We start from the raw sequence: 19,728 nt of genomic DNA, 5'->3' as shown, positions 1-19,728 counted from the left end.
GCTCCAGTTGTTCTCGCTCGTCGCGCGTAAGATTGAGGTCTCGCTTGGGTCGGCCACGAACGGTTTGCCTGGATTTCCTCACTTATCCAGTATACCAAAAGTCTCGTGTTATTGCAACGAACTTATAACTCACAACACTAGCGTAGCGCCCGTTTCGGCCGGCGATCGCCATTAAACCGATGGCGGCGTTTGCGGAATGGCCGCCAGTTCTGCCGCCGATTGCAACTGCGTAGACGATGCCGTCGCCGGGCAGTGTGTAGTTAATCCGAAAAACTCCCTTCGCGTCGGACGTCGCACGCGCGAGAACGCTCGCCCCGGAGCGAGGAGCGCCGTTACCGGCCCGGTAGAGCGTGACCTGCGAGCCTGCGACCGGACCGGCCGCGCTTGTAACGACGCCCGAAAGGCCGGGGGACGACGGCGCCGGTGAAAACGGCGTTGTAGTTCCGTTGCAGGCTGCGAGTGCGAAGAATGTCGAGATTGCAAGAAAGCAGCGATACCACACGAGGGCGTGGCATTATCGAAGCCAAGTGGCGCCTCCTTGTGCTGCTAACCTCTGCGCGCAACTGGCGGCCAATCTAGCCGAAAGCCGTGGCTCGCGCGAGGAGTAGCGCCGTCACGAGGAGCCGAACAGCCCGATACCTATGAAGTTCAGAAGCCTTTTGGTTGCTGCGTGCCTCTTGGCGAGCGCGATGTCATTGAGCGCTCGAGCTCTGGCCGACCAGTGCTCCGCCAACAAAAGCATCGACTGGGCAAAGACGCTTTCGTCTAATCCAAAGACTGCCGATCTCGTCTACGTGGCCGGGGTGGGCCGCGTTGCCGCCGGCCAGGTCGGCAACACGACGTTGGCGCTGATCCCTCTTAGCCTCAACGGCTCGACGGGAATCCAGTCGCTGGTGATCTACCGCTTAACGACGACCCCGCCGTGCGCGCCGCCGGAGCTGCTCGGCTCTTTCAAGACCGATACGACGCTCGTGCGCAGCTACTTCAGCAATGGAACGCTTCACCTCGTCACCCTGAAGGATCAAAAGGAGAGCGCTTCGCGTCACCCGGCCGAATTTCTCGATTCAGGCTACCACTTCGAAGGCGGCCGGCTTGTCAAAGTTTCGAGCAAGGAGACGAAGACGCCGTAGCGCGCGGGATCGCCGGATCTCGATTGTTAGTTGGTATCGACGGGCATATTGGAAGGCCGTTCGTGCATGAAGTACGACTTTGGGTACGCAGCGGGAATCGGCGCGAACTTTCTCGGCTTCTGCTTGAAGTTAAAGACGTCGCCGATGCTGGTTGCCCGCGTATCGGTCGTACCGAGACTCCCGAGTCCGAAGTCGTCTTCGACGAACTTAAGGATGCTGGCGAACTCGTACTGGGTGTGCGATACGTAGCCGGGTTTGGCGTACGGCGAGACGACGATCATCGGAACCCGGAAACCGAGGCCGGTGTAATCGAGCTGCGGCGGCGCGACGTGATCGTAGAAGCCGCCCCAGTCGTCCCAAACGACGACGATCGCGGTCGAGTTCCAATACGAGCTCTGCCCGACGGCGTTGACGACCTGCGCGACCCACGACGGTCCGGTATCTTTGTGAATTCCCCATAGCCCTTGGGCGGGGTGATCGGAGTTTTGGCCGTCGGGAACGACCCACGAGACCGCCGGAAGCGCGTTCGAGCTGATGTCGTTGAAGATATTCGTCTCCGGCGACGAAATGTTCGTCGTCCATTCCGGGCCGTTGCGGACTTGCGAAATCGCGTCGAAGGCGTTCCAAAGATCGCCGCCATGGACGTGGATCGCCGGCGTATAGTACTTCCACGAGACGCTCTTGGCATCCAGCAGATCGCGAAGCGTTTCGTAGGTAAAGCACGGGTAGGGGCCTTGAAGGTACTCGTACTTATCGGAACTGGTCAGCAGCGAGGTGGTGACGCCTTTGGGCGCGTCGCATCCCCACGGCCCGTCGCTGGGAAAGTCGATGAGCGTCTCGTACGAGTTAAGCTCGGTTCCCCCGCGGATCAAGTCTTGGTGCGCGGTAAAACTGCCGCTCGCCTGTGTTGGGAACATGTGGTCGGCCAACACATATTGTTGGGCCATCGACCAGTACGGTTTGATTTGATTCGGGTTGACGTACTGGTACGCGCACGTGCACTTATGCTCGTTGACCCAAACCAAATTGAAGCCGTCCATTTTACCGCCGTCGAAATCCTCCACAAAAGCCGGCCAGCTGTTGTCGAGCACCATGTTGCTTTCCAGGGCCTTCATGCGCAGCTTGACGTATTTACCGTCCTTTATCAGCCCTTTCTTCGCTCCGTTGGCGCCGGGAAAGGTTGCAAATAGGTTGTCGAAGCTGCGATTCTCTTGGATCACGATAATGACGTGCGAGATCGGTTGACCCGAAGTCGGGGAGGCCTGATGTCCTCCTGGATGCGCGTTCGGAATAGCGCTTTCAAATGACGGGCTGCCTTGACTGCACGCGCTTAAAACGATAGCGAAAAGCGCGGCTGAGCTAGAGTGGAAGCGGAGGCTCAACGGTAATCTCCTAAGAATGATCGCCTGATCCAAGGTTCGCACCTACAGGCCTGCGAGCCCGTATCGCCCGCGCTTCGATGCGAAAATTGAATCGAAGGGCCCAGTCCCTGGGCCCTTGATCCTATGTCGCTCTAGGATATTTCAGTCAGCGTTTCGTTTGTTCGCTCGCGCCGCGGACGATCGAGCTTACGGCGATTCCGAGCGAGCCCAATCCGAGCGCGGTGTCGCGCAGTGGCCCGACCAAGTCGCTCTTGTGTTCGAGAGCGCGGAGCGTCTGATCGAGGTGGCGTCTCGTCGTCTCGATCCGCAAACGCAGCTCTTCTTCGGTCGCCGTACCGCGCGGCGCACCAATTACTTCGCCGACCTTGGAGCGCAACGGTTCGGCGGCTGCGGCGAATGCTTTTCGCGACGCGGCCGAGAGTGCAAGCGCTGCGACGGAAAACCCGACGCCAACGATCAACGCCGCGAGCCAGAGGGGCACGACGAACGACAGCGCTGCAACGGCGCAGGCTGCGAGGCTGGCCATTCCAACGATTGCGCAGGCGAGCGATATGCCCAGACTGCGCATAGCTTGCAGCGCACGGCCGCCGCGCTCGTGGATCTCCAGCTTTGCCAGTTCCACTTCTTCGGCAACCAGGTCGGAGACGTCGCGGTAGAGCCTGCCGAGGAGAACTTTCGCGCTTTGCGCGCGGAGTTCGTAGGGGCGCGTGGTCGCTTCTTCGAGGAGCATTTCTTCAAATTTCCCGTGGGATACGCTCCTCAAACAAACGGGTACGCTATAGGTATGCCGGGCAGTAAGGGCTCGCCGCGCGCAAAATCGGCAGATCGCGGCGAGACCGTACAGCTGACTCGATCCGAGGAAGACGAGGTACGGAGACGGACCGGACTTCGGGCTGCAGTTGTTTTTGAATCCGTCCGGCGCGAAGGTGACGTCGAACTCAGCCGGCCATCCCTTTCGCTTGCATTTTCCGGCCTTGCTGCCGGACTTTCGATGGGGTTCTCCTTGGTCGTGACGGGCCTGCTGCGAGCCTATTTGCCCGACGCGCCCTGGCGAGCCCTCGTCGAGAACCTCGGCTACACGGTTGGTTTTGTTATCGTCGTGCTCGGACGCCAGCAGCTTTTCACAGAGAACACCGTCACCGCGATCCTGCCGCTGCTCGACAGCTCAGAGAAAGGCAAGACCCTGATCAAGGTGCTTCGCCTCTGGCTAATAGTACTTGTGGCTAACCTCGTTGGCGCGGCGATCTTTGGATATCTGATTGCCCACTCGGCGATCTTTCCGCAGCACGTCGGCGCGGCGTTCGAACAGCTTGCCCGAGAGAGTGTGGCGCCGGGTTTCTGGGGCGTGCTCGTGCGCGGGGTCTTTGCCGGCTGGCTCATCGCCCTCATGGTCTGGCTGCTCCCGGTTGCCGACACCCAAAAGCTTTGGGTAATCGTGCTCATCACGTACGTCGTCGGCGTCGGCGGATTCAGCCATGTCGTCGCGGGATCGGTTGAGGCACTTTACGGCGTCGCGGGGGGAGCGGTACCAGTCGCCGCTTATCTTTTCAACTTTCTCGTGCCGGCCTTTATCGGCAATGCGATCGGCGGCATTCTTCTCGTTGCTCTGCTCAACTACGGTCAGGTCGCACCGGAATAGGCCGCCGCGAGCCCCGCTTGGCCCAAGCTTATACCGCCGTCGTTGGCCGGGACCCGTTGATTGAGCCAGAGCCGGTCGCCCAGGCGCTCCGCAAGCAGCGCCACGAGCAGCGCGTTCGCAAAGACGCCTCCGGAGGCGACGATTTTGCTCTTTCTCAGCTCCGCAGCGGCGGTTACGATCGCACCGGCAACCGCATGGTGAAAGGCTCGCGCGATCTCGGCCGGTGCGCGCTCGCGCAGGCGATCGGCAACGATCGCGGCGAGCAGCGGCGCGTAATCGAGCCGATTGTCGATTAACGGGAAGGGATACGCATCGTCGTTACTCGCGGACCAGGCGAGGTGCTCGAGCCACATCGCCGCCTGCGCTTCAAACGTAATCTCGCGCGTGAAGCCGACGAGTGCGGCGACCGTATCGAAGAGCCGTCCGACCGACGTCGTCACGAACGTTCGCACGCCGCTGCGAGCGATACGCCGCGCCTTCGCGTACCGCTGCGGAAAGTCGAAGGGCGCCGCGGTGAGGTCGGGGAGATCGTCGATCGCGCTCAGAAATCCGGCCGCCGCCTGGACCGGGTGGCGAGCCGCGGCGTCTCCGCCGGGAAGCGCCGCTTCGCGCAGCCAGATCGTGCGGGCGAATCCGTCGCGAACGCTCCCGGTAAAGATCTCGCCTCCCCAAATGGTTCCATCATCGCCGTATCCCGTACCGTCGAAAGCGATTCCGGTTACCGCGGTATCGAATGCTTCGCGCTCGGTAAGAACGCTCGCCAGGTGAGCCCGATGATGCTGCACGGCACAGTGCTCCCCTTCGAGCGTGTGCGCGTACTGCGTCGACGCGTACTGCGGGTGTGCGTCGTGCACGACGAGCAGGTCGCTACCGCGCACCTCGTACATCGCGCACAAATCGGTGACCGTCTCTTTAAACGCCGTAAACGCTCCGAAGTGCTCGAGATCTCCAATGTGCTGGCTCGCGAACGCCTGGCCGTCGACGACCAGCGTGATCGCATTTTTGAGATCGGCGCCGAGGCAGAGCATCGGGCGCCGCGCCGGCACGCGGGCAATCGCCTGGGGCGCGCAGCCGCGCGCGTGGCGCACCACCGTGGGGCCATAGGGTCCGAAGCCCGCGACCGAATCGTCTACGCGACGCGCGATCTCGCGCTCTCCGATCAAGAAGGCGTCGGCAATGCCGTCGAGGGACTCGAGCGCCTCGGCGTCGACGTAGGCGATCGGCTCGCTCGAGCGGTTCGCGCTGGTCATCACCAGCGCTTCCGGCGCCCCGGCGGCAAAGAGGAGATGCTGCAGCGGCGTGTAGGCAAGCATGATGCCGAGCTCGCGGTTCTGCGGAGCGACGCCCTTGAGCTGACTCCTTGCCGGGGCCAAAACGATCGGCCTCGTCACGGAGTGCAGCAACTCCTCGTGCTGCGGCGATAGCTGCGCCAGAGCTCGTGCAGCCTCGAGGTCCGCAACCATCAAGGCGAAGGGACGTTCCTTGCGATACTTCCGTTCGCGCAGCTTGCGAATTGCATCGGGCCTTCGCGCGTCGCAGGAAAGGTGATAGCCGCCCAAGCCTTTGATCGCGAGAATCGCTCCGGCGGTAAGGAGTTCGGCCGCTCTAGAGATCGCATCGCTGCGCGAAACGCTGTGGCCTTGACTCTGCAAGAAGTAGGCGGGGCCGCACTGTGGACACGCAACCGGCTGAGCGTGGAAGCGGCGATTGCCCGGATCGTGATATTCGGCCGCGCAAAAATCACACATCGGCCAGCTTCGCATCGTGGTGAGCGGACGGTCGTAGGGCAGCGCAAGTATGATGCTGTAGCGCGGGCCGCAGTTCGTGCAGTTGATATAAGGGTAGGCAAAGCGACGATCGCCTGGATCGAACATCTCTCGAAGGCAATCGGAGCAGACCGGCAAGTCCGGCGAGACGCGAACCGTCGGCCGGGTCCCTTTGCTGCTTTCCCGAATAACGAAGTCAGGGAATCCGACAACCGCCGCCGGCTCTTCTTCGATTCCCGCGATGCGAGCCGCCACGGGCGCCTGGACGGCGATTGCCGCAACGAAACGCGCGAGCGTCTCGGCCGGCCCTTCGACGTGCACTTCGACGCCGCGCGCGCCGTTGAGCACCCAGCCATGCAACGCGTGAGCGTGGGCGAGCCGATAGACGAATGGCCGGAAGCCGACGCCTTGAACGATACCGGAGATGTGCAGGCGGCGTGCTTCTTGCGCTATCGCCGGCGATGTTTTCACGAGCGTTGAACGGTTACGTAGCAGCCTTGGCCTTTCCAGCCGACCTGCACGATCCGTCCTTCATCGACGAGTACGGGAACGCGGACCGCGCCCTCGACGAGCGAGAAGAGCCGCTCGCGCGCCGCCGCATCCGCTTCAACGTCGTACTCGACGAATGGCCTGCCTTCCCACTCGAGTTCGGAGCGCATCTCCGCCGTGTACGGACACGCGCGCGTGCCGTACAGCTCAAGCGGCATGTCTCTCCAGCAAGTCCAAGGCCTCGCGGATGACGTGATAGATCGTTCCCTGCACTTCTTGGATGCGCGGAATATAATCCGAGTGCACGACGATCGGAATATCGGCGAGGCCTCGGCGAACGACCTCGCCGCCGTCGTATCCGAGCAGAGCGATCGTCAGCATGCCGCGTTTGCGCGCCTCCTCCAAGGCGGCCACGATGTTTTTCGAGCCGCCGCTCGTCGAGAGCGCAACCGCCACGTCGTGGGGGCGAGCCTGAGCCACGAGCTGACGCAAAAACACGACCTCGACGCCGACGTCGTTGGCAACCGCCGTCAGGATCGCCGGTTCGAGCGAGAGCGAGATTGCCGCAATCGGCGGGGAATTGCCCTCAGGCAGCACGCAGTCGAGTGCCCAGTCCGTCGCGTCGGTGGCGGAGCCGCCGTTTCCGAAGAGGATCAGCTTGCCGCCGGCCCGCAGCTCCGCAGCGACGGCTATCGTCGCGGCGGCGATCGCGCCCGCCTGCGTCGCCAGCACCGCTTCGCGCAGGCTTCGCGCGTCGCGCGCCTTCATCAAAATCGAGCCCGCCACTTCGCCGACGAGCGCATCTCGCGAACCCGAAGATTCGCCCAAGAATGGGTAGAGAAATCCCGCCGCGCCGACGTCGTGGCCCATCTCATTGTGCTCGAAGAACACGTGTACCGTCTCGTAGAGCGTGTGACAGAGTATCTCGATCATCTCTTGGTGGATATGAGGATCGGCGCTCGGTGCCGCGACGCCGTAGTCCGCGTTCTCCCCCGGAAGCGCGAAGGTCATCGCGCCGCGGTCGCGCGCCCGCGCGAGAACATCGCGTACCTCCGGATCGCCGCCCGGCGGTCCGAATCCCATCACGATGTCCTCCGGCTGCAGAACCGCCTCGACCCACGGCGCAAAGGCCAAGCTGAGATCCGCGGCAGGGAGCGCGCGTTTCCCGACGATCACCGGATGGACGAACTCGACCGAGACGTGCTGTGCATCGGTGGCGTACGCGCCGCGCCCGAAGGCCAATAGCCGGCCGCCGCGTTCGAAGCGTTCGAACATGCCTCGGCAGGCTTGTGCGAGCGGATGGGCCTGCGCTGGAAAGAAAGCGTCGCCCACTGCGCTGCGCTGCGCAAAGCGATCGGCGATAAACCGCTCGAGCGCCAACGCCGGCTGCCGGCTGGTCAGCATATCCGCGGCAGCGGATCGCCGACGAGCATGTCGATGAGGCGGCTGCCGCCATAGGCCGTTACGGCCAGGACGGCGCGCGCCGGCTTCGCGCGAACCTCGCCGATACACACGGCGTGCTCGCCGCCGGCTACCGACCGCATCGCGCCGAGCGCGCCATCCACAGAATCGGCGGAGACGACCGCGAGGATCTGGCCTTCGTTGGCAATGTGAAGCGGATCGAGCCCAAGAATCTCACATGCGCCGCGAACCTCGTCTCGCAGCGGAATTGCCTCTTCGAAGAGCGTGATGCCCAGTTCCGTCGCGGCGACGAGTTCGTTGAGCGCGGTGGCGACGCCGCCGCGGGTCGGATCGCGCATCCAATGCAGATCTTCCGCAATGGCATCGAGCAGCGCCTCGACGAACGGGGCGACGGACCGAGTGTCGGAGGCGAGATCGGCTTCGAGGTCGAGCTCGCCGCGCGCGAGCAGAATCGTGATGCCATGGTCGCCGATCGGGCCGGAAAGTAGGACGCGGTCACCTTCGCGGATACGCTTGGGCCCCAGGTTTGCCCGCGCGTCGACTTCGCCGAACCCGAACGTCGCGATATACATCCCGTCGGCAAAGCCATGTTCGACCACCTTCGTATCTCCGCCCACGATGCTCACGCCTGCGCGCGCCGCGGCGTCAGCCATGGCCTCGACCTCCGCGCGCAGCGCCTCTCCCGGCAATCCGGCCTCCAAAATAAACGAAGCCATGAGCCCGAGCGGACGCACGGCGCCGGCCACGGCTAAATCGTTGACCGTTCCGTTGACCGCAAGTTCACCGATCGAACCGCCGGGAAAGCGCAGCGGCTTGACGACATAACCGTCGGCCGTCGTCGCTAGCTTCGATCCCTTGAAATCGGAGAGCGCAGAATCGGAGAGCGTCGCTAAAATCGGGTTCGCGAGCAGCGGGACGAAGAGCCCTTCGACGAGCCGCCGCGAGGCTTTTCCGCCGGCGCCGTGCGCCATCTCGATCTGGGCGTCGTTGAACCGTACGCGCGGTACGTCGCGCTCGACGGTCTCCATCGCGCTAGGCCGGCACCGATTCGCTCAGGTGCACGTAGCGATAGTAGGCGGCGCAAGCGCCTTCGCTCGAAACCATCAGCGCTCCGACTGGATGCTCCGGATTGCACTCTTTACCGAAGAGCTTGCATTGCGGCGGCTTCAGAACGCCTTTGAGAACCTCGCCGCACTGCGCCGCTTTCGGATCGGTCACGCGAATGCCGGGGACCTCGAACTGCACCTCCGCGTCCCACGCAGCGAACGCGCTCGAAACTTTGAGCGCCGATTGCGAGATGAAGCCGAGTCCGCGCCATTCGAAGTATGGCCGAAGCTCGAATGCTTCGCCGATCGCTTGTAAGGCCGGCAGATTTCCCTCCCAGGGAACGATGCGGCGATATTGGTTCTCGACGCGTGCCTCCCCGCTGCGAAGCTGCCGCAAGATCATCAGGATCGACTCGAGGATATCGAGCGGCTCGAAGCCCGAGATGACGACCGGTTTGCCGTAGTCGCGCGCGATGAACTCGTACGGGCGGCAGCCGGTGACCGTCGAAACGTGGCCCGGACCGACGAACGCGTCAAGCCGCATGTCGGGCGAGTCCAAAATCGCGCGTATCGCCGGAACGATCGTGACGTGATTGCAGAAGACCGAAAAGTTCTTAATGCCGAGCGCGCGTGCGCGCGCGAGCGTCAAGGCCGTCGAGGGCGCCGTCGTCTCGAATCCGATTGCAAAGAAGACGACGTGCTTCTCGGGCGTCGACTGCGCGATTCGCAGCGCGTCCAGCGGTGAATAGACCATGCGAATATCGACGCCGCGAGCCTTGTGTTCGAGGGGCGTCCCGCGCGTGCCCGGCACGCGCATCATGTCGCCGAACGCCGTCATGATGACGTCGCGCTGCTGCGCGATGGAGAGTCCGTCGTCGACACGCCCCATCGGTAAGACGCAGACGGGACATCCGGGCCCGTGGATCAGCTCGACGTTGGGCGGCAGAAGGTTCTTGAGACCGTGCCGGTAGATCGCGTGCGTGTGGCCGCCGCAGACCTCCATGATCCGATAGTGCCGGCCCGCGCCGGCCAGACGCGCGATCTCGCGCGACACGTTTGCAATCAGCTGCGGATCGCGAAACTCGTCGACGTACTTCATCCGCTCGTGCCGCCTTCACTCGCGTTCGGCAAAGCTGTATCCTCGGATCTCGTCCATCGCCATTTCGTCTTCGCCCAGGGCCGAGAGCATGCGCAGTTGGTCCTTCGCCTGTGATTCCTCGATCTTACTCATCGCGAACCCGACGTGAATCAGGACCCAGTCGCCGCAGGCCACGCCTTCGTCCTGCAGGAGGCTGACGTTGACGTTGCGCTTGACGCCCGCGACGTCGACCTTCGCAAGGCCCGCCTGCTCGGTGGAAAACTCGACGATTTGCCCAGGTATCGCTAAACACACAATCGTTTATTCCTACCAGACGCGCTTCGCAACCAGGCGCAGCCGGACGCGAACCAACGGCTCCACGCTGAGCACGAGCAGATTCATCGACTTCAGCCCGAAGTCGCGGACGTCGACGTTGATCTCGCCGCCGATTCGGAGGTCATCGGCGTCGTGCGCAGGTAAGAGCTCGCCTTCGTACCGGCGCGCGAGACCGGCCAGCGTGATCTGCCCGGCGGCGTTGTAGCGTCCCGGCAGCGCGCCGCTGCTCAACTCGCGCAATTCCGCAACGATCTTCGGGAAGCGCTTGCTGTCGATCAGCTTCCACATCTCCCGATCCTGCAGTTCGTTGCCGGTTTTTAGACCCTCGACCTTGAGTTCCACGTGCATTCTAGGCACCGGATGAGTCGAGAGCGTCCCGTTTTCATTCCAAGCGGCTTCGACGAATCCGCCGATCTCCGTCGCTTTTCCGTACACTGGAAAAAGCGTCGACGTCGCAAAAAACGTCAATGACGAGTCCGCGCTCGAAACCTCGAAGCGTTCGCAGCTTAGCTCTTCCGGCATAGTTTCCATCTGAGGTAGACCTTTACGCCGATCTTCTATGACGATCACTGGGCCCTCCTCGCCACGAGCCGAAGCCGAAGCCTCAGGACGGGATCGACCTTGAGGATCAGCAAGCTGGGCGGTTTGAGGCCGAAATCGCGGATGTCGAGGTTGATCTCGCCTTCGACGGTGACGCTTTCCCCGGCCCGGGCGATCGTGAACTCCCCGCCGTAGCTGCGAGAGCGGCCCGCCAGCGTGATGTCTCCGGTCGCTCTGTAACGGGCCGGCAGGGCTACCAACTCGATGCTGCGGAGATCGGCCGCGACCTTCGGAAAGCGCCGGGCATCGGCTGTCTTGAGCATCTCGCGGTCCTGCATCGCGTTCCCGGAGAGCACGGAATCGAGCGGAAACTCCACGTGCATGCTCGGCGGCGGCGAGGTCGCCAGGGTATCGTCTGGGCTCCAGTTCGCCACCACGAAGCCGCCGAGCGCCGACGTGCTCGCGCGGACCTGGTGGAGGGTCGAGCGAGCCAGCACGACCAGCGACGAATCGGCTGGCGAAACGTCGTAGCGCACCGCGGCTTCCGCCTCCGCCTGCATCCGCTACATGCCCTTCATCTTCGCGTAACGGACGGCATCGTTGCTCAGCGAGGTTACGAACGACGTGACGGCGCTCTTCTGCACGGATCCGGTAACGAGCGAACCGATCGTTGCGAGAAGTTCCTTGGCGAGCGGTTCTTCGCCCGACATCTTGCGTATTGCGTCGTACCGCGCGAGATCTTCTTTCATCCCGGCGAGAACGCGTTCCACGGCAAATGCCGCTGCAAATGCGAGCGCGCCGACGATTATGCCTCTGACCATACCCTACTCTCTTTCTCGCCGCGTGGCCCTGCGGCTAGCGCGTCGCTGAGCAAGCGCCGTACGAGCTGCGCAGCGGGCGCGAGCGTATCGCGAACCGGCTGCGACAGCCCGATCCCTTCGTCGATCTCCGAGGGCTCGCAGCCGACGAGGGTGATCGGGGGTGCCTCCGCGCCGATCACGCGCAGAAATGCAAAGACGTTCCCGAGATCCATGCGGTGCGCATCCGGAGGCGCCCCGGGAGCGGGCGAGGTCGGTTCGATCACGTAGAGCGTCCCTGGGAGACCGCCGCGAGGAACTGCGTCGATCAAAAAAGCCCGATCGTAACCCGAGGCCAGCTCGAATGCCAAGTGAAGGCCGCGAATCCCATAGTCTTCGATCCGTACCCCGGGAAATCGATCGGCGGAGAGCACTCGAGCAACTTCCGGGCCGAAGCCGTCGTCACCGAAGAAGATGTTGCCGATTCCCGCGACGAGTATCTTCACGACGAACGCTCGGAGACCATCGAGACCGGCTCGACCTCGTCAGGATAAAAGAAGAGCGAACGCCCGTACCAATCGTGCAGGTCGCTAGCGGGATCGTCGTCGACGGTGACGGCGACGTACATTTGATTTTCGACGTCCTGATGGATCGCGCGCACCGTCGCCGTTTTACCCTCGAGGAACTCGTCCCAGACGTCGGCGCGCCGCTTGGGATGAAGCCGCACGATCGAGCCTTTGGCGATCTTCTCGCCCTGCACGAAGACGCAGTCCATCGAAGGCACGTCCAAGACGCCGTGCAGATCGGTAAGCTCTTCGGGGCCGAAGCGTTCTGCGCGTTCGACGATCGCCCGAGCCCGGGGATCGGTAGCGCGCGCCTCCTCGCGTTCGTCATCCGAAAGGCTGCGGACGCTGAGCATCATCAGTTCGTCGATCTCGGTTGCGTCGAAGGTGTCTCCCTGGCTCTGCGGCGCGACCGCCGGAAAGTCGTATAGGATAATCGGGGAAGAAAGCACGAGCGGCGAACGCTGCGCATCGGCGGTTTCCTCGCCGACGAGCACCGGCCACGTATGGCGATTACGCAACGCCGGGGTTTCGAGTTGTGCCTCCGGCGGAGGATCGAGCACCGAGAGAAAGCGGCCGCCTTCGGCGTAGAGCAAAGCGTGGGTCGAAACGAACGCCGTCCGGAGCGCGGAGCTGCGCTCTCCCGGCACAACCGCCGATTGGTTCGCCACGCAAACACGGAGTCTTCGCAACGCGTGATCGCCCGCGACGAGCTCGCATTCGACCGTAACGCTGCCGTGCAAAGGCCATCGACGGCGCACCACTCGGGCCGCGAGTGCTCCTGCGGTGTCGCGCAACGGCTCGACCCGCTCTTCCGACGGGAACGCGATCGGTGCGGCGGTCATCGGGCCGAATGGATCGACCCGCAGCTCGATCTCCCGCTCGACACCCTCGTCGAAGCTGAGGAATCGCTGGCCGTCGATCTCGACGGACTCGACGGTCTCGAACTCTGTGCCCGCCGGAACCTGCGTCCAGCGCGTTTCGACCTGCAGGAAACGCACCACCACCGTGACTCGCGCGCCCTCTCGCGCCTCCAAGAGGACCTCCGTTTGCGATGCGGACGGTTCGCCGGTTCCTAAGGCGGTGTATGCTTCGGGAACGACGACTCCGAACTGCCACCTGATCCGATTCTTCTTCGCCGACGCCGTATACGGAAACAGAATGTACCCTTCGTATAGGACGGCATTAGCGACGGCCAGCGCCGGCTCGAGCGGATTCATCGCCGTGCTCTGGCCAGCTCGCAGAGCCGCTCGAAGGCGGCCTCCCACGTGGGCAGGCCCGTTGCTATTTTGAATCGCCGCAACTCGTCGAAAACGTCCCGGCTTACGCGAATCCACGCAGCATTCGGAAAGAAGGCGTCCATCGCTTCGCGCCACACGCTCACCGCGAGGGGATAGCTCGCCTCGCAGCTCCATGGAACCAGCTCGGCGCTGACTCCGGCAGAGCCTTCCACCAGAACGGTACCGCTGAAGAGCAGGTTTACCGGAATCACGCCGTCCTGCAGAGACGCGAGATATTTATTGGCGGCGACTTCAAAATCGTAGCTGCACGGGACGGACAGATCGAATTCTGCTTGGTGCTCGAACGACGGCAGCAGCGCCGAAGCGTGCGTCCAGAGCATCGGCCGCAACGTTTCGCCGTAACGCGCCGGCTCGCCGAACAGCTCGGTCAACAACGCACTCTCCTGCGGTAAATAACGCCGCCGCGCCACCTCCAGCCGCAGCTGGGCGCGCAGAAGGATCGCATCGATCTTTGCCCCGCTCGCCTCGCTGACGGCCACGCGAAGGAGTATTGCGGGAGACGCGGCGTAGCGATCGACCCGCGCTCCGGTAACCTCGAACGAAAGCGCGGTCATGACGTCGGGGCGGTCACGCGACCGCGGCTCCGTTCGCCGATCTTTTCGAAGTACTCTTCGATGCACCGATGGGCTTCTTCACCGCCGTCGAACCCTTTCCACGTACTCCGAATCGTCCCCACCAGCTCGTATGCAGCGTCGATCGGCACGATGAAGCACCGCGACGATCCGCCTGTACGCTGGATCAGGATCGCCTCAACGTCTGGCTGGACGGAGTCGAGCATCGGATGCTCTGCGGCGATCTCCGACCACGTATCGAGCGGCAGCAGCGATTCGGTGGCTCCCGCGGGGCTCGGATAGAACGCCAGCATCTTCTTCTCAAGCGAATTGTAGAAGAAAAAGGCTAAGCCGATCGGAATCGCGAGCGCGTCCCAGGTTGCACCTTCGATTTCAAAGTCGGAGACTTCGGCGTAGCGCGAGGGAATCGGACGGTATCGTCCGGCCGCAGCCCCTTCGGGCTGGAAGACGATGTAGCACGGCCGGCACGAGCAGAGAATCCGTCGCGCGGCAAGCTCGATCAGGTGACTATGTTCTGGTGTGAGCGCCGTCGCACAGAAATCGCAACGCTCGCCCGGGGGCGGCGGCTTGCGCAGCATGCGCTCGAGTCCGTTCACGCGGGCGCGAGGATGCGAAGCGTCATCTCCTCGGCTCTCACTTCGCGGATCTCGGGAGCTCGCCCGAGGATCGCTCGTTCGACGGCCTCTTTCAGGGTCGCCGACGAGCCCGGGCAGCCCTCGCAGCTGCCCTCCAGCCGGAGGTATACGACGTCGCCTTCGATCCGCGAGAGCTCCATATTGCCGTTGTGCGATTTGATGTACGGCAATACGGACTGCATCGCTTCGTCGATGCGATCTTCCAACGAGAGGGGATGCAGGCCGTGAAGACAGAGGAGTCCCTCGACCAGCTTGTCTTCGCAGAGCGCCGTGAAGAGCTCGTCCGAACGGTCACCAAGTTCAGAATGCACGATCGAGAGCAAACGCTCTAAACCGCTCCCGTAAAGTGTGACGACCGTACGGACGAGCTCCTCCGCTCGCTCGCGTGCTGCTTCCGGCCGATCCCCCGATTTGAAGCCGGCAAGCAGCTCTTCGAGCCTCGCTGCCATCGCGACGACCGCAGAGCTCACGTCGATCCCTTCTAACCAAACGGCGCGAGCGGTGAGTGAACGGTCTCGATCGTTTTACCGTCGCCCAAGTACATGTGCACCCCACACGGAAGGCACGGGTCGAAGCTGCGCACGGCGCGCATGATGTCGATTCCCTTGAAGTTTTCCGGCCCGTTCTCTTCGAAGATCGGCGTATTCTGCACGGCGTCTTCGTAGGGGCCCGGGGTTCCGTAGATATCGCGCGGGTTGCCGTTCCACGGCGTCGGCGGCCAGGGGTGATAGTTTGCGATCTTGCCTTCGCGGATCACCATGTGGTGCGAGAGCACGCCGCGCACCGCCTCGGTGAAGCCGCAGCCGATCCCCTCCTTCGGAACGGTGAACGGCTCCCAGGAGCGCGTGCGGCCCGCGTTGAGTTCCTCGAAGGCCTTATCGAGAAAGAAGAGTGCCGCTGCGGCGCCGTAGGCCTGGAAGTACGTGCGGGCGCGGTTGCGCTCGAGCGTGTTCGACCATTTCGGTATCTTCCACTCGAACGAAACCGGGCCGCTCAGCGCGCTCTTTGGAAGATTGATCTGCACGCTCGTTCCCGTGGCCTTGATGTAACCGCCCATATCTACCAGGCCCGAGAGCGCCGTCGACCACAGGCGCGCGATGGGGCCGCCGCCGGTGTCGAGCGCGAGGTAATCCTTTCCGTCGAACCAGCGCGGCGACATCACCCAACTGTACTTATTGGCAAAGTCGCGCTTCTTCGGCGTCGGCAAGGTATGCATGTTCCACGGATGGCGCCGGTCGACGGGATTCCCGAGCGGATCGTTGGGGACGAAGATCTCCTCGCTCTCCCAGTCGTCGTAATACGAGTGGCCGAGTAGAATCCGGATCGCAAGATTGATCTGCACCAAGTCGTTGGTAACGAGTTTACCGTCGACGATGACGCCCGGCGTGACGAACATCTTCCGGCCCCAGTTCGTCATGTTTTTGTACTGAAAGTCGCAGTAATCGGGATCCTGGAACGCACCCCAGCAGCCGAGAAGAATCCGCCGCTCGCCATTGTGCTCGTAGCCCGGCAAGGCATCGTACCAGAAGTCGAACAGATCGTCGTGCAGCGGCACGCAGACCTTCATGTACTCGATGTAGCGCATCAGGCGCGAATAGTAGTCGGTGAAGAGCTGCTGCGTCGCCACCGTTCCGGTGCCGCCGGCGTAGAGCGTCGACGGGTGAACGTGCCGCCCCTCCATCAGGCAGAACATCTCGCGGGTGTAGCGGCTGATCTGGAGTGCTTGCCGGTAGAACTCGCCGGTAAACGGGTTGAGTGAGGTCATGATGTCGGCGATGGTCTTGTAGCCGTGAATACCGGCGTTGGGGGCTTGCGTCTTCTTCGCTTTCTCCCAGACGCTCGGGTTCGTCTCGCGGACCATTTTTTCGCAGTAGTCGACGCCGACGAGATTCTCTTGGAAGATATTGTGGTCGAACATGTACTCGGCGGCTTCGCCGAGGTTCATGATCCACTCGCCCATCGCCGGCGGCCGGACGCCGAATGCCATGTTCTGCGCGTACACCGAACAGACGCAGTGGTTATCGCCGCAAATTCCGCAGATGCGCGAGGTTATAAAGTGCGCGTCCCGCGGATCCTTCCCGCGCATGAAGATGCTGTAGCCGCGGAAAATCGACGACGTCGCGTGACACTCGGCGACGATCTTCTTCTGAAAATCGATCTTCGTGTAGATTCCGAGGCTGCCGACGATGCGCGTGATCGGATCCCACGACATCTCGACGAGCCGCGACGGCTGGGTCTCGCTAGCGGTGCCCGGTAGGTCTTTGATCGCCATGATTCGTTCGCTCCTTCAGCCTTTCGTGTATCCCGTCGTCAGCGTCTTGCCTTTGTGACGCCAGCTTGGTTCTTTGTCGAGGGTCGAGGTCGTGAAGTTACGCAGAGCCTTAACGACCGTACCGGTCGCGGTGCTGATCGTCGAAGAGATCTTTCCGCCCGGAGGCTCGTCCATGAACGGCATGAATTTATCCGGAAAGCCCGGCATCGTACATCCGATGCAGATGCCGCCGACGTTCGGGCAGCCTCCGACGCCGCCCATCCATCCGCGCTTGGGAACGTTGCACTTGACGACCGGCCCCCAGCAGCCGAGCTTGACTAGACACTTCGGCGAATCGTACTCGGTCGCGAACTCGCCCTGCTCGTAGTAACCGGCGCGATCGCACCCCTCGTGGACGGTGTTGCCGAAGAGCCATGTTGGACGTCCGGCTTCGTCGAGCGGAATCATCGGCGCGCGGCCGGCCGCCTGCCAAAGTAAATAGAGAATCGTTTCGGAGAGATTGTCGGGCTGAATTGGACACCCCGGTACGCAGACGATCGGTAGGCCGGCGCTAGACTTCCAGTCCCAGCCCAGGTAGTCGAGTACCCCCATCGCGCCGGTCGGGTTTCCGGCCATCGCGTGGATGCCGCCGTACGTCGCGCAGGTCCCGACGGCGAGCACGGCCCACGCCTTCGGTGAGAGCCGGTCGATCCAGCCGCTAAACGTGATCGGCTGGTCGGTTCCCGGCGCGTTGCCGAATCCGGTGAAGTAGCCTTCTTTCTTGATCTCCTCGTTTGCGATTGAGCCTTCGAGCACGAGCACGAAGGGATCGAGCTCGCCGCGTTCGGCTTGGAAAAACGCCTGCAGAAACTCGGAGCCGCCGAGGCTGTACTCGATGAGCGGCCAGTGAAACTTGACGCCGGGAAGCCCCGGCAGGGCGCCGAGTGCAATCTCCTCGATGCTCGGCTGCATCGCGCCGGTGAGGGCGACGGAATCGCCGTCGCAACCGAGGCCGGCAGGAATCCAAAGTACGTTGACAACCGTATCGGACATGCAATTTACCCTCGCGTCGGGAATCCTCTAGACCATCTACGCTAGTGAAAAAAATTTCGAATTACAATACCCAAATCCGGTTACCACGCCGTTACCGGCGGGCGGATTTTTAGACGTGTCGCTGCGTCCGTGCGCGTTGAATTCGGGCATAGCGGAATGGCCTCACGTGCCGTCGGGCTGCCGCGACTGGAGGGGCGTTACCTATCTGTTACAAAGCAGTCTCTCGCCCGGCCTTTTTCCACAAGTTCGCGGCGGCGTTGCCCGCACGCCCTTCCAAAACGCGGGCACTGCGGGTATGGTACATGCATGCATGAGGTTTCAGTGGCTTTAAGCCTCTTGGAGGGCATCCAGTCGACGGCCGCCGAGCAGGGGATCGACCGCGTTTACCGGGTCAATGTCCGGGTCGGTGCGCTAAGCGGCGTCGTGCGCGACGCGCTGCTTTTCTCTTGGGACGTCGTCACGGCGCAAACGATCTGTGAAGGCAGCGAACTGCGCGTCGAAGAGGTTCCTCTGGTGATCTACTGCCGGCTCTGCGGCGGCGAACGCGCGCCGCTGCCCGGGACCGGACTTCTCTGCCCGCAGTGCGCGACAATTTCGCCGCAAATCGTGCGCGGGCGGGAAATGGATCTCGTTTCGGTGGAGGTTCCTGCGTGAGCAAGATGCGAGTCGTCGAGATCGCCGGGAATCTCATGCTCAAGAACGACGCGATCGCGGGCCGGCTGCGCGACCGCTTTGCCCGGAGCGCAACGCTCGTCGTCAACCTGCTTTCGAGTCCCGGATCGGGGAAGACGACGCTTCTCGAGAAGACGCTGCAGCGGCTCGCCGGGCGGTACTCAATCGGCGTGCTGGTCGGGGATCAAGCCACCGAAAACGACGCCGCTCGCCTCTCGACCGCGGAGGTCCACGTCCGCCAGATCACAACCGGAGCAGAATGTCGTCTCGATGCGGATATGATCGCGAAGGGACTCGACGGTTGGCGCGACCGCCGCTTCGACCTTCTCCTGATCGAAAACGTCGGCAACCTCATCTGCCCCGCCGAGTATGATTTGGGCGAAGACCTGCGCGTCGTTCTGTTCTCCGTGACCGAAGGCGAGGACAAGCCGTTGAAGTACCCGCTGGCGTTCAACTCGTCGCAGGTCGTCCTGATCACGAAGGTCGACATCGCCGAACCGGTCGGGTACGACCGCGCCGCCGCGACGGCGAGCATCGGTCAAGTCAATCCGCAAGCTCGGATCCTGGAACTGTCGGCGCGCTCCGGCCTCGGTATGGACGCCTGGTTCGCGCTGCTCGAAGAGCGCATTTCCGCAAAAGCGCTCCCTACGGCGCGGTGACGGCAGGGCGATGATTCCAGCGCGCCGGCGTCTTCTCGCGCGGCTCGGCGCGGCCGAGCCATCTTTGATCCGGCTTTGTGCGCCTCCGGGGTACGGAAAGACGAACTTCGCGGCGGCGTTGGCGCGCCGCTTCGAACGCCACGCGATCTGCGATTGTGCCCCGGTCTTGAGTATGAGCGATTTCGCGGGCCGGATGATGTCGGCGCTTGCGGAGGAATCGGCCGCCGGAGGTGCCTTTGCGCGGGAGCGTCTCTTCCTCCACGTGACCGAAGCCGACGACGCGGCCTGGAGCCGTACTCTGCTCGAATGCTGGAAGCTGCGGCAAGAGCGCGCGCTATTGATTTTGGCGAATGCCGATGCGCTCGCATCGCAGGCAAACGTCCTCGCACTCGTGGGC

24 protein-coding genes are annotated in these 19,728 nt (G+C 62.9%); 5 read left to right on the top strand and 19 right to left on the bottom strand.

Translation table 11 applies throughout. The annotated features are described in order from the left end of the window. Positions 1 to 82 precede the first annotated feature (82 nt). Complete coding sequence (locus tag VGG51_04885; protein HEY1882358.1) at positions 83 to 502, bottom strand: carboxypeptidase-like regulatory domain-containing protein; 420 nt, start codon at positions 500 to 502, stop codon at positions 83 to 85. A 193-nt stretch (positions 503 to 695) separates the two neighbouring features. On the opposite strand from VGG51_04885, the gene VGG51_04880 reads away from it, so the two are divergent. Beyond that, on the top strand, positions 696 to 1,130 hold the full coding sequence (locus VGG51_04880) for a hypothetical protein (protein HEY1882357.1): 435 nt from the start codon (positions 696 to 698) through the stop codon (positions 1,128 to 1,130). A 26-nt stretch (positions 1,131 to 1,156) separates the two neighbouring features. Here VGG51_04880 and VGG51_04875 read toward each other — a convergent pair whose 3' ends face one another. Both VGG51_04875 and VGG51_04870 read right to left on the bottom strand, forming a co-directional pair. After that, positions 1,157 to 2,554: an alkaline phosphatase family protein gene (locus VGG51_04875; GenBank protein ID HEY1882356.1), complete on the bottom strand. Its 1,398-nt coding sequence runs from the start codon at positions 2,552 to 2,554 to the stop codon at positions 1,157 to 1,159. Between the two features lie 103 nt (positions 2,555 to 2,657). Beyond that, entirely contained in the window at positions 2,658 to 3,242 is a 585-nt protein-coding gene (locus VGG51_04870) for a phage holin family protein (GenBank protein HEY1882355.1), read from the bottom strand. Positions 3,243 to 3,296: 54 nt separating this feature from the next. Here VGG51_04870 and VGG51_04865 point away from each other — a divergent pair, with 54 nt between their 5' ends. After that, positions 3,297 to 4,151, top strand: a complete 855-nt coding sequence (locus tag VGG51_04865) for a formate/nitrite transporter family protein (GenBank protein ID HEY1882354.1) — start codon at positions 3,297 to 3,299, stop codon at positions 4,149 to 4,151. Here the strand turns inward: VGG51_04865 and hypF are convergent. The 16 genes from hypF to VGG51_04785 are packed head-to-tail and all read right to left on the bottom strand — an operon-like array spanning position 4,133 to position 18,000. After that, complete coding sequence (hypF, locus tag VGG51_04860) at positions 4,133 to 6,388, bottom strand: carbamoyltransferase HypF (protein HEY1882353.1); 2,256 nt, start codon at positions 6,386 to 6,388, stop codon at positions 4,133 to 4,135. The two genes, VGG51_04865 and hypF, sit on opposite strands and share 19 nt — an antisense overlap. Continuing rightward, entirely contained in the window at positions 6,385 to 6,624 is a 240-nt protein-coding gene (locus tag VGG51_04855; GenBank protein HEY1882352.1) for a Uxx-star family glutaredoxin-like (seleno)protein, read from the bottom strand. The genes hypF and VGG51_04855 overlap by 4 nt, the downstream gene beginning before the upstream one ends. After that, a complete protein-coding gene (locus VGG51_04850) occupies positions 6,614 to 7,810 on the bottom strand; it encodes an SIS domain-containing protein (GenBank protein ID HEY1882351.1) in 1,197 nt (398 codons plus the stop codon). The genes VGG51_04855 and VGG51_04850 overlap by 11 nt, the downstream gene beginning before the upstream one ends. Continuing rightward, the gene (gene hypE / locus VGG51_04845) at positions 7,804 to 8,856 is read right to left on the bottom strand and encodes a hydrogenase expression/formation protein HypE (protein ID HEY1882350.1); all 1,053 of its coding nucleotides are present in this window, start codon (positions 8,854 to 8,856) and stop codon (positions 7,804 to 7,806) included. The genes VGG51_04850 and hypE overlap by 7 nt, the downstream gene beginning before the upstream one ends. 4 nt (positions 8,857 to 8,860) lie before the next feature. Continuing rightward, a complete protein-coding gene (gene hypD / locus VGG51_04840) occupies positions 8,861 to 9,973 on the bottom strand; it encodes a hydrogenase formation protein HypD (protein ID HEY1882349.1) in 1,113 nt (370 codons plus the stop codon). A gap of 15 nt (positions 9,974 to 9,988) precedes the next feature. Then, on the bottom strand, positions 9,989 to 10,267 hold the full coding sequence (gene hypC, locus VGG51_04835) for a HypC/HybG/HupF family hydrogenase formation chaperone (GenBank protein HEY1882348.1): 279 nt from the start codon (positions 10,265 to 10,267) through the stop codon (positions 9,989 to 9,991). A 12-nt stretch (positions 10,268 to 10,279) separates the two neighbouring features. Then, complete coding sequence (locus VGG51_04830; GenBank protein HEY1882347.1) at positions 10,280 to 10,819, bottom strand: YceI family protein; 540 nt, start codon at positions 10,817 to 10,819, stop codon at positions 10,280 to 10,282. Positions 10,820 to 10,854: 35 nt separating this feature from the next. Beyond that, positions 10,855 to 11,388, bottom strand: a complete 534-nt coding sequence (locus VGG51_04825; protein ID HEY1882346.1) for a YceI family protein — start codon at positions 11,386 to 11,388, stop codon at positions 10,855 to 10,857. Positions 11,389 to 11,391: 3 nt separating this feature from the next. Continuing rightward, positions 11,392 to 11,649, bottom strand: coding sequence for a hypothetical protein (locus VGG51_04820; protein HEY1882345.1), 258 nt, complete (start codon positions 11,647 to 11,649; stop codon positions 11,392 to 11,394). Beyond that, a complete protein-coding gene (locus VGG51_04815; protein ID HEY1882344.1) occupies positions 11,634 to 12,131 on the bottom strand; it encodes a hydrogenase maturation protease in 498 nt (165 codons plus the stop codon). Before VGG51_04815 ends, VGG51_04820 begins: the two co-directional genes overlap by 16 nt. Next, entirely contained in the window at positions 12,128 to 13,408 is a 1,281-nt protein-coding gene (locus VGG51_04810; protein ID HEY1882343.1) for a hypothetical protein, read from the bottom strand. The genes VGG51_04815 and VGG51_04810 overlap by 4 nt, the downstream gene beginning before the upstream one ends. Then, entirely contained in the window at positions 13,405 to 14,043 is a 639-nt protein-coding gene (locus tag VGG51_04805; protein ID HEY1882342.1) for a DUF6084 family protein, read from the bottom strand. The genes VGG51_04810 and VGG51_04805 overlap by 4 nt, the downstream gene beginning before the upstream one ends. Then, positions 14,040 to 14,657, bottom strand: a complete 618-nt coding sequence (locus tag VGG51_04800; protein ID HEY1882341.1) for a DUF5947 family protein — start codon at positions 14,655 to 14,657, stop codon at positions 14,040 to 14,042. The genes VGG51_04805 and VGG51_04800 overlap by 4 nt, the downstream gene beginning before the upstream one ends. After that, positions 14,654 to 15,166: a NifU family protein gene (locus VGG51_04795; GenBank protein ID HEY1882340.1), complete on the bottom strand. Its 513-nt coding sequence runs from the start codon at positions 15,164 to 15,166 to the stop codon at positions 14,654 to 14,656. The genes VGG51_04800 and VGG51_04795 overlap by 4 nt, the downstream gene beginning before the upstream one ends. Before the next feature lie 11 nt (positions 15,167 to 15,177). Next, positions 15,178 to 16,968 (bottom strand): nickel-dependent hydrogenase large subunit, encoded by a 1,791-nt coding sequence (locus VGG51_04790; GenBank protein ID HEY1882339.1) that lies wholly within the window; start codon positions 16,966 to 16,968, stop codon positions 15,178 to 15,180. 15 nt (positions 16,969 to 16,983) lie between these two features. Then, positions 16,984 to 18,000: a hypothetical protein gene (locus VGG51_04785; protein ID HEY1882338.1), complete on the bottom strand. Its 1,017-nt coding sequence runs from the start codon at positions 17,998 to 18,000 to the stop codon at positions 16,984 to 16,986. Between the two features lie 306 nt (positions 18,001 to 18,306). Here VGG51_04785 and hypA point away from each other — a divergent pair, with 306 nt between their 5' ends. From hypA to VGG51_04770, 3 genes are all read left to right on the top strand, one after another. After that, positions 18,307 to 18,654, top strand: a complete 348-nt coding sequence (gene hypA / locus VGG51_04780) for a hydrogenase maturation nickel metallochaperone HypA (GenBank protein ID HEY1882337.1) — start codon at positions 18,307 to 18,309, stop codon at positions 18,652 to 18,654. Positions 18,655 to 18,659: 5 nt separating this feature from the next. After that, positions 18,660 to 19,331 carry a hydrogenase nickel incorporation protein HypB gene (gene hypB, locus VGG51_04775; protein HEY1882336.1) on the top strand — a complete coding sequence of 224 codons (672 nt, stop codon included), beginning with the start codon at positions 18,660 to 18,662 and terminating at the stop codon, positions 19,329 to 19,331. A gap of 10 nt (positions 19,332 to 19,341) precedes the next feature. After that, a partial coding sequence (locus VGG51_04770) for a hypothetical protein (protein ID HEY1882335.1) occupies positions 19,342 to 19,728 on the top strand: 387 nt, incomplete at its 3' end.

Source organism: Candidatus Cybelea sp. (assembly GCA_036489315.1).
Lineage (GTDB): Bacteria > Vulcanimicrobiota > Vulcanimicrobiia > Vulcanimicrobiales > Vulcanimicrobiaceae > Cybelea.
The sequence above is the reverse complement of the archived record's forward strand: the minus strand, read 5'-3'. Positions and strand labels throughout refer to the sequence as shown.

Bases quoted from the DNA above. Each gene is read 5' to 3' on its own strand.
- VGG51_04850 (HEY1882351.1), bottom strand. From the start codon at position 7,810: ATGCTGACCAGCCGGCAGCCGGCGTTGGCGCTCGAGCGGTTTATCGCC.
- VGG51_04810 (HEY1882343.1), bottom strand. From the start codon at position 13,408: ATGAATCCGCTCGAGCCGGCGCTGGCCGTCGCTAATGCCGTCCTATAC.
- VGG51_04855 (HEY1882352.1), bottom strand. From the start codon at position 6,624: ATGCCGCTTGAGCTGTACGGCACGCGCGCGTGTCCGTACACGGCGGAG.
- VGG51_04820 (HEY1882345.1), bottom strand. From the start codon at position 11,649: ATGGTCAGAGGCATAATCGTCGGCGCGCTCGCATTTGCAGCGGCATTT.
- VGG51_04870 (HEY1882355.1), bottom strand. From the start codon at position 3,242: ATGCTCCTCGAAGAAGCGACCACGCGCCCCTACGAACTCCGCGCGCAA.
- hypE (HEY1882350.1), bottom strand. From the start codon at position 8,856: ATGGAGACCGTCGAGCGCGACGTACCGCGCGTACGGTTCAACGACGCC.
- VGG51_04790 (HEY1882339.1), bottom strand. From the start codon at position 16,968: ATGGCGATCAAAGACCTACCGGGCACCGCTAGCGAGACCCAGCCGTCG.
- hypA (HEY1882337.1), top strand. From the start codon at position 18,307: ATGCATGAGGTTTCAGTGGCTTTAAGCCTCTTGGAGGGCATCCAGTCG.
- hypB (HEY1882336.1), top strand. From the start codon at position 18,660: ATGCGAGTCGTCGAGATCGCCGGGAATCTCATGCTCAAGAACGACGCG.
- hypD (HEY1882349.1), bottom strand. From the start codon at position 9,973: ATGAAGTACGTCGACGAGTTTCGCGATCCGCAGCTGATTGCAAACGTG.
- VGG51_04830 (HEY1882347.1), bottom strand. From the start codon at position 10,819: ATGGAAACTATGCCGGAAGAGCTAAGCTGCGAACGCTTCGAGGTTTCG.
- VGG51_04805 (HEY1882342.1), bottom strand. From the start codon at position 14,043: ATGACCGCGCTTTCGTTCGAGGTTACCGGAGCGCGGGTCGATCGCTAC.
- VGG51_04825 (HEY1882346.1), bottom strand. From the start codon at position 11,388: ATGCAGGCGGAGGCGGAAGCCGCGGTGCGCTACGACGTTTCGCCAGCC.
- VGG51_04865 (HEY1882354.1), top strand. From the start codon at position 3,297: ATGCCGGGCAGTAAGGGCTCGCCGCGCGCAAAATCGGCAGATCGCGGC.
- VGG51_04785 (HEY1882338.1), bottom strand. From the start codon at position 18,000: ATGTCCGATACGGTTGTCAACGTACTTTGGATTCCTGCCGGCCTCGGT.